Here is a 14089-nt window from a genome sequence, read left to right on the forward strand (position 1 = left end):
GATTTTGCTCCATGAGCATCTTTAAATGAGATTACTCAATGTCAGCGGTTATTTTTAGAAGAGCTAGAGATAAATACTCTATAAACTTTTAGTTCTGTTTTATTATGACAAATCAAAAGTAAGTGATCACTGCATAGTAAGTATCCTTTAGTTTCCTGTTTACCTTACATGAAACCATAGGACATTAACTTAAAAATAAATACTAGTATCGTTAGATTGAATAGTGTTAATGGGGTAAAGGGTTTACCTTCTTTTTATAAAAAAAATTAGAATAGCTAATGACTAAATGTATTGTGTCAACCCGATTCATTTCTTCATTTTTTGAGAACAATTAGCGTATAAATCCTTTTATCAAGGGGGGTAATTCGGTTTTACTAGACTCATTTATAAGAACTAAGGTAGTTTATTGGTGGATACTAAATATTATTGTTTAGAAACTTCAACACCACATTTTTTGACATGAAGTATGAATATATAGGAATGGTTACTTGTATGCTATGAAAGTATACCACCTATATCGTTGTAGATAATTGTTAAACAAATTTCTTCACGTTTGAGATGAAAACAAAACAACTACTTTTCTTCAAGCTAATATTTTTCATTATTTATTTTTTACCACTAGACAAAGCTTTTGGTACTTACAACTATGATAATAATTCGATTCACCCCTCAGCAACGTCTTCTGTTGTTAGAGATATTTACTCTAGGAATGGCACTTATACTTTGGAAGCAACAGATGCTTTTTCATTAAACTCTAATGGAGTAGGAAGTTATACTAATGCACAAAGTGGAGATGTATTGCATATCCTTAAAGATTCTTATTATACAATCACTCAAGACAATCATCTTTTTTCTAAAGTAATTATAGAAGAAGGAGGAACGTTAAGAGTTGGAAAAACTACCGGGCATAATTTTACCATAATTGAAGGAACAGGAATTTTATTTCTTAGTGGTGATAGTGATCAAATAATAAATCTTCCACAAGGTGATGGTAAGCTGACTGAAGAGGGGTTTTATCAATATAACACCTTAACAGGAAAAGGAGGAACTGTAGTTTTTGAAGGAGATCATGATATACTAGTTGATGCTACAGTAAATGAATTGAGTAATGTTATCGTCAATATTGGAGAAACAAATACTTTATTCCTACAAAGTATTACTCTAAATGGAAATTTGATGATCAATAAAGGAATTGTTAGTTTTGGTTCCTTTAATGATTCTGACCAATGGAATTTAGGAGCAGCTCAAAACCTTACAATATTTCAGGACTTTAGTGTATCATCAGCGGCTCAGTTTATTCAGAACCCGAATGATAACTCTTTTAATCACTCTATTGAATCATATGGAAATGTAACAGTCGATGGTAATGTGACGTTACCCAATGTCAATCTAAAAGCATTGAATCAAGAAATAGATCAGAACGAGAAAGCTAGTCAATTATTTCTATTTAATGAGTATACTACATTTCGTTATTTAAATATCAACAAGCCAATTACCTCTACTTTAAAACTTGAAGCAAGTAGTAATGGAATGCTGACGTTAAATACTGATGGGTATGCCTTAGACTTACAATCTGGTACTTTAGAGATTGGTAAAGGGATTTCTTATGATTTATCAGGGGCAAATTATACAATACCCACAGGGAGTGAGGTGATTGTGTCAAATGGAGGAGAATTAATTAAGTCAGGAGTAAATGCTTTTTACCTAGAAGGTAAACTTAGCGTACAAGGTGGACTGGTAGACATTCAGACAGCTGTTCCGAGTGGAATTACATTAAGAGAAAAAGGAATACTGGAAGTAAATAATGGCACCTTAAAAGCCGTAGCCATTCGGCCTACTATTGCTTCAGCAATCTCTTTGCATAGAGGCTCATTTGTGCAGAACGGAGGCACAGTAATATTGGGTAAAAATGCCCAAGGTATACAGAGTTTCCATACCTTAAATTTACCGTTTGCAGACAATTCATTCGAAGTTCATAATGGTGGTATTCTTAATGTGTATGCTCAATCTGGGTGGGGAATTCATATTGGTTCAGACCCAGAAAATGTAAAAGTAGATGGTGGGGAAATTAATATCTATGTGGCAGAAACGCCGAATGACTTCGATCCTAATGTTGCTACTCCAGATTATCCAACGTTTATTGTCAATTCAAGTTCTCCGTTATATGATGTTGCTTCATATTACCAAAAAAGTGATTCAGATAGCTATACAAATTATGGAAGAGTAAAATTAGATACTGCTTCATTTTTTAATGGAGACAAGACGATTATATCTTCAGAGGCGAACCATTTAGAAATAAAAGGATCTCTATCTTTAAATACTTACTTCGATGGTAATAACAAAGACTTATTTATCTATAAAGATCTTAACCTTAATATTTTAGATGCCATTGTATATACTGGGACATTAAGGTCAACCAATGAATCAAAATACTTTAAGTCTACTGTCAATTGGTTAAATTTTGTAGGGAATGAAAACTCAATTTTAAATATTAATTATGAAGTTGAGGAAGATATAAAGGCTGATCTAACGAATATATCCTTTGGAAATTTCAGAATAAATAAAGATTCTCGTGATGTAAAAGTGACTTTACAAGCAGACCCTAGTTTTTCTATATCAGTTAATACTGAAGCTAATTTTGCGAATACGCCGGTAGATAAAGAAGGACATGGATTCATCCCGAAAGATAAAAATGGAAACCCTGTTAATGGAACGGATGGCTCAGGTTATGATAAAGGAGAGCGATTTGAAGATTACTCCAACCTCGTAGATTTTGAAGGAGATTTTGAACTTTTAGAAGGTACTTTCGACCATAGAAATTATTCAGTAAGAATGTTTAGAGAAGGTGCACAAGTTAAAAATTATGGTGTTTTTGGCCTCTACTCAGGTCAATCTTCATTAGAGGATACAGAAGGAACATTTGGGGTGCAGGCACTCTTAAAATTTAGGGAGGGAGACATCACTTTGGAAACGAGTCAGAACTCAGAATTTGGGAACGTAAGAATCTTTTTAGAAGATCATACTTTATCATTAACCAGTGATGTTAAAATAAATAGGATACAGTATGTATCAGGTACTGTAGACCTATCAAATCATCAGCTGACTATTGACAGAATGAGGTTTGATCGTTCTTTGAATAGCTATTGTAAAGACCTTAATGATCCAGATTATGATCCTGCTTGTATCGCTGAAAAAGTCCCAACTTTTGGTATTTCTAAATTAGTAAAAGGTAGTGAAAGCTGGAAAACGATCAACTACCATAATTTCTTTGTGACTGATGGGAAACCTTCCAGTGGTGGTTTAAAAATTAAAGTAGATAATTTTGATCGACTCCATAAGATGTTGACAAGGATCTATACTGATGAGAAATCATATCACTTCACGAATAATTCAGATTATATTGCTCAAGCGATTACTACATCAAATAGTCGAGAGTTATGGCGTTCTTTATTATTTCCTGTAGGAATAAAAGACAATGGAAATCTCTATTACACTCCAGCTTTATTGCATCTAGAAAATGGCCCTGTGGAGATTACGAATACAGGGTATGTTTCTGTACGACCTGCTTTGGGTATTCTTCCAACAGCTGGTAGTGATCCATCCAATGAGTTGTTAAATATCTATTGGAATGTAGAAAAGCATGACTTTACAAATAATACTGCACTACCAAAAGTCAATTGGTTCTTTAGTATTTCAAATGATTTTGCTTCTGGGAACAATCCATTTACACAATCTGGAAACAACTTAACCAAAACGGATCTTGAAGATAGAGTACCAGGAAAAGTATTGAACGGTGATGACTATATCAGACAAATCAACAATGATGTTATAAGTGCCTATCAAAGAAAAGGGTTTGTTGCTCCAACTTATAATAGTGATAACCATATCGTCTCAGGACATATTCAGCAAAATGTACTTTTGCAATCAGAATATGATAACGGAAGTGCGTTTAATCCATCATCAAAAGATGAAGACAAGGTGTATGCAGGTAAATTAGTCTTCGAGTTTGAAAAAGATTATGATGCTACGAGTGGACGATTTTACTTAGAAAATGCAAATTATACTGTAGGTCCTGAATCTGCTTTTAATGGATATCCGGGGATATATGTTTATCAGAATAAACTATCTGAAAGTGGTGGGAAATATAGTTATCATTATAATGATGGAGAAGGGAGTAATACATGGGACAATATTTTAAATTGGTATGTATTAGAAGAGTCATCACAGACTTTATCACAAGCTTATACTATCCCAAGTTTAAACGACGTAGCTATCTTGGGAACAGAAGAAAAGTACACTATTGTTAGTGGTGCAATGACAGAAACGGTTCCAAGTACGACAAAAAGTTTCACCACAAGCTATGAAGGCGTTGATATCGAATTAGCACAATTGATTTTCAATCATTCTACTTTAAGAAGAAGTGCCTTGAAAATTAAAGGAGCGGATCTAAAAATCGGAAAAGTGGTTGGCTCTGGAGAAATTGAACTGGACTTTGGAGCAGATAAAGTAGATACTTTCTATCGCCCACAATTAATAGGAGATTTTGGAGACTGGGCAGCCAACGAAAAAAGTATTCTTAAAATTACTCTGCCTAAAGAATTAAAAGATGATGATGATCCTAGTTTAGGGTACAATAGAGCAGATATTGGTACGCAACGCTTGACAGAAGTTGAATTGTATGATTTGCCAAAACTTCCATATGTTGAGATCCACTCTGGTGCAGGATATTTTACCGAGGATTTACGAGCATATCAACTTGATATTTATTCTAACGCCACTGTACTTGTAAGAGCAGATTATGAAAATGGAGATATTACCGCTGATAATAATATTCGTTTAAATAATAATGGTGCACTGATTTTCCAAAAGGAAGGAAACTTTGATAGAACAGTAAAAACTGGTGGAATTATCAGTACACTGACAACGTATAACAACGGTAATAACGAGAGAAACTACAATCATATTTATGTTGAACAGGGAGAAATAAGTACTGGAACACCTCGTCAACATCAGTTATATGTTTCTGGGAATATTGCATTAGCAGATATTGTAAATTTTGATTTATATGGAGCAGGGAATGATCTCTGGACACCTTACATTATAGGAAACAATCTGCAGGTAGATTTTGAATATGATTCTGAAAATATTCCTCAAGTGATAGCTGATTCCGCTAATGTATCGAAGGTGAGTTTATATTTTGATGGAGAGACCGACGGAAAACTAACACATGCTGATAATGAATATAGGATTCTTCCTGAATTCTATGATATCGTGATGAATAAGTCGAAATCCACCAAGTTTACTGTTGAAAGAGGGTTTAATTTAGCAAAACATAGTCAGGGTAATAAAGCAGATAAACCACTTCAATTAGTTAGTGGGGAGCTAAAATTTGATCTTAAATTATTGACAGATCAAGCTGTTTTGGGAAATCCAACGGATCAAAACCTAAATATTGATGTCAACACAGGCGGAGAAGAATTTTATATAGCCTCAGATGCAAAATTGACTCTTGGTAATGCATCTACAATTTCAGTTTCCTCTACAGAAGAAATGGGTGGTGGTATTTTATTAGACGGAACATTGGAAGTTATTGAAGGTGGAGTGGCAAGGGTATACAATGGAAGTCAAACTAGTAATAATTATATTAGTTATGGTAGTTCTGGATCTGCAAGAATTAATATTTTGGAAGGAGCTGAGTTGATAGTAGGTTCACAATTACGACGACAATTGTCAAGTGAGAGAGGTACGATTACCCTTTATCAAGAAGGTGGGAAAATTGAAATTGGTGGACAAGATATTTCTGATGAATTAAGCGGTAGAGCTATTTTAGAGATAGTCGATGAAGGAGCTATTCAACTTAACTATGATGTAACAACCTTAGATGGAAATTTGAATTACTTCAAACTAAAAGGTTCAGAATCATATGATTCAAATCAAGTAAGTTTATTGTTTACTCCGAATTCTCCATCTTTAAGTTATTTCTTTAAAGACAATACGATAACGACTCCGTCTAGATTTATTATTGAAGGAGTTTCGGGGAAAGATTTTATGATCAATTCTTCTCTTCCTTTAGGAAATACAGATATTATCAATGGGCATGTGGGGGTCATCACTAATGACCTTTCTTTCTATGGTAATTTGATGATCGATGAAAATGTAATCTTTAATCAGCATGAAATGAATATTTCTTTTTATGGGAATATTTATAATAGTGGTACTTACAATGGCAATAGTAAAACAGCCAATTTTATTGGAGGAAAGCCACAATACTTAGGTGATTACAATGCTGTAAATTCAGGGAAAAAAGGGAGTTATAACTTTGGTCATGTTCACCTAAACGGATCAAATACAGAGTTAGTAGTTCAATATGGAAAACAACAGAATAATGCAGATGGGGTAACTGTTGTAGGGAACTTAGTAATAGAAGGAGAGGCGGATATAGTATTGGATATTCCTCTAAGCTTGGAAAGAAACCTATTAATTCATGAAGGATCTTCAATAGAGGGAACCTCTGCAATTGCTTTTGAAGGTACAGAATTACAGGAACTTTATTCCGACAATGGAGTGATAGAAAACTTGATCATCAATAATGAACATGATGTACATATTCAAGACCCGAACAATGAAACATTGTTTTTAAAGTTGTCTATAAATGGTGATTTAACGTTGGCTAAAGGGAATTTAGTGATTGATGAAAACTCACTTTATCTCGGAGAACAGGCCAACATTTTAGGAAGTGGCAACGGAAATAATAAAAGTGAATTTAATGCTTCAAGAATGTTGGTATTATCTGATAGAAATAGAGATGGTGGAGTGATCAAATTTATTGAAGCTGGTGATACGAATAACTTTTGTCTCCCAGTTGGTGTGTTAGGTAAATATACACCCATTGCCATCGACTTATCTTCCAATGTTATTGATGAAACGATAGGTATTGAGATAAAGTTATTAAATGAGAAACCTGTAAAAGCGTATAGATCATTGGTTTACAATAATTCAGAATGGGTGAATAATCCGGTGTCTTTTGAAAATTCGGATATCCTAAACTATGCTTGGTACATGGATATTGTAAAGATGGATGGTACGAAATTCAATTATGATCAATTACCGACTTTAGATTTTGATGTCACTTTCTATTATGATGTGAATGACGTTGAGAATGATGAATCTAAATATTTACCTGCCATTAGTATTGGTAGTGGTTTTAAGAACTTCACAACTGATGAGGTGAATACTACAGACCACTCGGCTAAGATTCTAATTAATAATGCCATAATAGAGTACTTTGATAACATCAATGGTGTCAATGAGTTTAGTGCATTAATCGCTGTAGGTGATCCTGACCATATTGTTTCTACGGTACCTATTTATCGATCAAAAAATGTAGCAGTATCTCCAACGGAAGAAAATTGGGATGATGCTTCAATTTGGGAAGTGAATTTAATTGGCGGTCACAATAGCGATGAAGAGGGTAATAATGCCTGGTTAAACACTACATCTTATCCTGATGGTGGACCTATTGTTATTATCCAAAGAGGAACAAAAGTAAAGTTAGACTTTGAAACGGTCATTGCCGAGTTAATTATTGAGGGGAACAACGATAATTACCCTGCCGGTGAATTTATTGTGGAAAGTAACACTGATAAATCTGACGTAAATAACTCAATAGTAGGTAATATTTCTGGTCAGGGAATTCTTGTGATGAGAACAGATAATATTCTTGATGATAATTGGACAGAATTCTTAACTATCAATAATGGCAGTTTAGTACTAGAGAAAAATGATTTTCAAGATAATTATTTCTTTCATGGTGGATTATTTAATGAATCAGATATTACCGATATGCCAAATAATAAGTTGATTGCTATTTCCGCAATTAACGCAACTACATCCGGTATTTATTCTTTACAAACTAAAGCTGCTGATGTAGAGGCAAAACAATCCTACCCAGTATATCATTTAAAAAACAATATAATGATAGGAGAAGGGGGTGTTACCGTTAATGAATATTCAGCGTTAGTAGTAGGCGATGATGGAGTCAATATTACTATGGAGACATCCACACTGAACTTAAAATCAAATTCAACACTAGCGTTAGCTGGAGGCTCTAAAATAGTGGTGAATGGAACTTTCAATGTCGAAAGTGGTGCTAGGATATATTCTTATTCCAACAGTTCTGGAGTAGAACGAATTCTTGAGTTCAAAGAGGATATTAATATCGTTTCTGGAGTAGATTTGTCCGAAGATGTATTCACATTTGCATTAACGGGTAATGGTCAACAACAAATGATCAATGCGAATATTACAGGTAGTAATAGCTTAAGAAAGCTAGTAATTGATAATAACTATAATGAAAAGCTAAACAACCAAGCAGCAGTACACCTTTTACAAGAGATAAATGTCAATGATTTAGAATTGATTGATGGTATTTTAGATGTAAAAAATGGATTATTAAACCATATCGGAGATATCGCTATGGAGCCTGATGATGTGATGAATACAATGGAATCTTATATTGTTGGACTCGCAAAATTTAGGGTGCCAAGTGATCATAAAGAAAATACCTTTTTTCCGGTAGGTACCATTCAAGAATTTCACCCTATTGGTATTGGCAGACATGAAGTAAGACCGGGTGCAGGTGATGATAATTTTAGTAAGAACTTTCCCGGAAGTTATATCACTTGGGAAGTAGGTTTTACATCGGGAGCAGCCGATTTGTTGATTCCGGATAATAGTATCAATGATGTATACGAAGGATATTGGGAATTAAACCCTATCAACCTTTCAGCTTCGGAGAAATTTACCACTACCGTCAATTTTATTTATACAGGGAAATTAGACAGGAAAGGGGCTTCAGTAGAAGATTTAAGAATCTTGCATCAAGATATTGACAACATCAATGATATAAATAGTAACTGGAACTTCATAACTGGCGATTTAGATACGGAGCCTGAAGATATTACCACTTCAGGTTCCAATAACATTGTTCAATCTCAGCCAATTACATTTAATCATTCTTCTAACTCTAGTGTTCGATGGAGTTCGAGTACAAGGACAATGACAGAAATATCTACACCATCTAATGAAGATAATGTAATAACTGTAGCATCATTAGGAGAAGATTTACCAATTGAGCTATCTCACTTTACTGCCTCGGTAAAAGAAGGAAAAGTGTATTTAGCTTGGCAAACACTTACAGAAATTAATAATAAAGGATTTGCCATTTATAGAACCAAGGATGGGAAAAATTATGAGAAGGTTGGATTTGTGGAAGGCTATGGCAATTCAAATGTAAAACTAGACTATAGTTTTGTGGATGAAGCTCCATACAGTGGTATTTCTTACTACCGATTAATTCAAAGTGATTTTGACGGAAGGTCTGAAAGTTTTGGTCCAGTTGAAGTGACGATAGGTAATAACGATCCTCGCGAGATTACAGAAAATGCAGTGGTTATCTATCCCAATCCTTCGAATGGTGAAGATGTAAATATGGAGTTATATCAAATGGAAGGAATCATCGAAATAAACCTAATAAATAATGAAGGCAAAATATTATCCACAGAAAGAATAAATACAGATTATTCAAGAAAGATGCTGATTAAAACATCTTCATTGAAGTCGGGCATCTACTTTATAAAAGTAGTCAATGGCTTTGATAGAATCGTGAAGAAGTTGATCGTTCAATAAACGTGATGCTTCGATGACGATTAAATATCACTCAAAAAAGGAGTACGATGAAAGTATTCCTTTTTTGTCCATAAATAATAAGTGAATTACATAAATACTTATTATTTTTAGGAGAGAGTATGTAATGAAAATATAACTATCCATTGAAATGAAATCTACCCTAGTTATGTTTTTTGTCTTATAGTAAATGTTTAGAACCAAGAAGAGAAAAATAGGCTTTTTATTAAAATCGCTTGTTTTCTTGAATGCATTCTAAATAGTAAATGAGTTTATGTATTGTTATGAAGTATATATATCAAGTAATTTTTTTAGTACTTTATTTACTAACACCTATTAATAGTCTTGGAGTTGAAAACTTTGAAATCCAAAAGTTGACAGTTTCCCAAGGATTAGCCCATTCTGATGTTAGAGGAATCTGTCAGGATGACTATGGTTTTTTATGGATTGCGACTCTAAAAGGGTTGAGTATGTTTAATGGTAAAGAGGTCACCAATTTTCAATACAACCAATTCAATAAAAGTGATTTTCCCACCAATAGGATTATTGCTATGAAGAAAGGGAAAGGTCCTTACTTATACCTACTACTAGAAAATCATGGTATCTCAATCTTCAATACAGACGATTACACCATAAAAAATTTCCATCTTTTAAATGACAAGGACAATGTGAATCTATTGGATTTAAGAACAATGTCATTGCTCTACATGGATGGCTATGGTGATAAACTATTTTTAGCTTCTAGAAAAGGATTTGTCTATCAAGTGAACCTTGATGCTAATGGTAAGCCTGTACAAATCGAGAAGTTGAAAATCATTAATGACTTGACAAAAAAAGATTATAGAATTCGAAGTATTCTAGCAGATGATGATGGTAATTTATGGGTTTGTTCAAGAAATGGTCTTTACTTAAGACAGAAAGGAGATGACATTAAGAAGGTGAATTTCAAGAATAAAAATATCATCGATCTAAAAAAGATCTTCAAAATAAATAAGGATAACTATTTAATTGGTACAAACCAATCGGCCTATAAGTTTAACCTGAAGACAGGAAATGTTAAGAGGATACTTGCCAACAAAAAAATCAACGAAGTAACCGGTTTCTTAAAAAGAGAAAACAATGAACTTTGGATTGGTACAAATAATGGCATCTGGATTAAACCAGAACATGGTAAACCAAGACATCTGATCCCTGATGAATCGTCTATGGTGAATAGAATCTCGGTATTATACAAGGATAACTCGAACTCTCTTTGGATCGGCTGTAATGCTATTGGAGTAAGATATATCAACACCAAAAGCCAAGTAGTTGATAATATCCCTTTAAAAACCGGACAGGAAGATGGTATAAAGAAAGGGTTTATCACAAGCATTAGTAAGATTGATAATTATTTATTGATCGGAAGTATGGATACTGATTTATACTTCTATGACTTGAATAAAAAAGAGTTTACTACTTCTAGGGTTTTTAATAATAGTAATTTTGTAACAAAAATTTTAGTCACAAAAGACCGTAGAATTTGGATTGGTACAAGAAATAATGGCCTAAAGGTATCGAAGAAACCATTTACTTCCATTGCAGATTTAGAATGGATAAATGCGAGAAATGAAATAAAAAATGCAGAGAAAGTAAGAGGTAAGATATCGTATATACAAGATCTATTCGAAGATAAGTACAACAATCTTTGGGTAAGCAGTCATGATCTACCTTTATTTAGATACAACATCTCAGAGAAAACAGTTCAGTTGTACGAAGGGTACGATAATAATGAAATTCAGGTATCCAATCTTTACTATGAACCCAAAAAAGATCTGATTTGGTTAAGTACAATGAACTACGGTTTATTTAGATTAACAGTAGAAAATGATAAAATTAAGTCTACTAGACATTATAAAAGTAATCTAAATGATGCAACAACTATATCATCAAATTATACCTGGTCGGTAGTAAGAGACTTTAATGATAAGATATGGGTAGGAACCATTGGTGGGGGGTTGAACCTTTTAAAAGATGAGGAAAAAGGGATATTCGAAAAGTTAAATGCGACGAATTCGGATAGTGATATTGAATGTTTATTAGTGGATACTATTCAGAAAAAGATCTGGTATGCAGGAGGTACAATTGCTAGTTACGATCCCCAAACGAAAGAAAATATTATCTACTCTAGAGTGGATGGTGTAAAGAATGAAAATGGTTTTAAAGTAGGAGCAGATTACCTTGCAGAGGATGGTATTATGTATTTCGGTGGTGTCGAAAACCTCTCATTTATTGATCCAAATAAATTAATACACAATAATTTTAATCCGACGATAAACCTTACAAGCCTGAGTGTTAATGAATCGCCTGTACATATTGGTCAAGAAGTAGATGGTAGAGTTATTTTGGAGAAAGGACTGCATATTACCGATAAGTTTGTTTTGGGTCCTGATCAGAAAAACTTTAATATCAGTTTTATTGCTATTTATCCTTCAGCGGTGAATCAGGTAGAGTATCAGTATAAACTTGAAGGTTATGATAGTCATTGGATTCGAGTAAATAAAGGGGAAAATAAGGTCTATTTCTCCAACTTACCTTCTGGAGAATATACTTTTAATGTACGAACTAGAATCAGTAACGGCGAATGGTCTATACCTGCAACTGTAAAAATAAAAATTGAAAAGCCTTTCTGGAAGCAATGGTATTTTATCCTCACTTTGATCATTGTGGTTATGGTCATCCTTGTGATCATCAACATTAATTATCTAAGACAACAGAAACTAGCTCATAAATTGGAAATCACTGAGTTAGAAAGAGAAAAAGATCAAGAATTAATTGATCAGAAACTGAAATTCTATACTAATATCAGTCATGAATTAAGAACACCTTTAACTTTAATGAAGGGACCTCTAGAGGATTTAGTTTCTAATCATTCTATCAAATCATCTTTAAGAGAAAAAGTGCTATTGGCTTATAATCAAACAAATAAACTATTGGATTTGGTGAATCAACTCCTTGATTTTAGAAAGATTGAGAATGAAAAAATTCAGCTAAACCTTCAGAATGGTAACTTCTATGACTTTATCCATGAGATATTTACCACCTTTAATTATAAAGCCAAATCGAAGCAAATAGATTACAAGTTTACATCGAAAAAAGGGGACTATATCATGGCCTTTGATAAAAGTAAGATGGAAACTGTGTTTATGAACCTACTTTCGAATGCTTTTAAATTTACTGAGGAAGGCGGCGCGATAAAGCTTAAATTAAATACGTTTGAGAAAGACAACCAACCTACATTATCTATTACAGTAGAAGATAATGGTTTAGGAATTGACGAAAAATCGATCAGTAAAATATTTGATAGATTTTATCAGACAGGAAATGCAAATTCTATCAGAATCTCAGGTTCTGGCATCGGATTATCTATCGCAAAAGAAATTATCGAGGTGCATGAAGGATCACTATCTGTAACAAGTAAAGAAGCTGTAGGAACTACATTTGTGATCGAATTGCCAATGAAAACAGTCGAAAATAATACGTCTGAAGTCCTTCCTGAAAACTATTTTATTGAAGATGTAAATCTAAAACAGGATGAAGAAGAAAATCAGAAAATAGAAGGAGCTAAGATTTTGATAGTTGAAGACAACACTGATATTCGAAACTTTATCATCAATTTATTTGAAGGGTCTTGTGAAGTGTTGGATGCAGAAAACGGGCAGGAAGCTCTAAATATCATAAAGAAAGACAAAGAAATAGATCTTATTATTAGTGATATCATGATGCCTGTTATGGATGGACTGGATTTCTGTAAGCATGTTAAGAAAGATCCCGATACATGGCATATTCCAATATTCTTATTAACGGCAAGAACGTCTACTTCTCATGAATTAGAAGGCCTTGAGTATGGTGCAGATATGTACATTACCAAGCCATTTAGTCCTGCGATTCTTAAAAAAACAGTATACAATACATTAAAGCATAGAAAAAGGTTATCGACGATGTACAATGATGTTATCAAGTTGCAAAAACCGATTTCGTTGTATGAGGAAGAAAAAGAAGGAGAGTTCTTGAAAGAGATGGTAACAATTGTAGAAAAGTATCTGAGTTCACCAGATTTTAAAGTACATACCATTGTTACAGAAATGGGAATGTCACAATCTGTGTTATATAAGAAACTTAAGGAAGTGACAGGTAAATCTATCATCGAGTTTGTGAAAGACATACGTATGAGAAAAGCTGGAGAACTACTTCTGAAAGGCGATAAAAAAGTATTTGAGATAGCTGATGAAGTAGGTATTGGAGACATTAAATATTTTAGAAAATGTTTCAAAGAACATTACGGTATGTCATCGACTGAATACATGAAAAAAATGAAAAGTTTCTCTGAAGAAACACAAGAATAAAGGGAAAAACACCTTGTGGAATA

General features: G+C 33.5%; 2 protein-coding genes. Both read left to right on the forward strand.

The annotated features are described in order from the left end of the window. Positions 1 to 558: 558 nt before the first annotated feature. Entirely contained in the window at positions 559 to 9687 is a 9129-nt protein-coding gene (locus QL232_RS16155; protein WP_281614892.1) for a T9SS type A sorting domain-containing protein, read from the forward strand. 281 nt (positions 9688 to 9968) lie between these two features. Beyond that, positions 9969 to 14066 carry an ATP-binding protein gene (locus QL232_RS16160; RefSeq protein ID WP_281614893.1) on the forward strand — a complete coding sequence of 1366 codons (4098 nt, stop codon included), beginning with the start codon at positions 9969 to 9971 and terminating at the stop codon, positions 14064 to 14066. Positions 14067 to 14089 lie beyond the last annotated feature (23 nt).

The organism is Flammeovirga sp. SubArs3 (assembly GCF_947387565.1).
GTDB lineage: Bacteria > Bacteroidota > Bacteroidia > Cytophagales > Flammeovirgaceae > Flammeovirga > Flammeovirga agarivorans.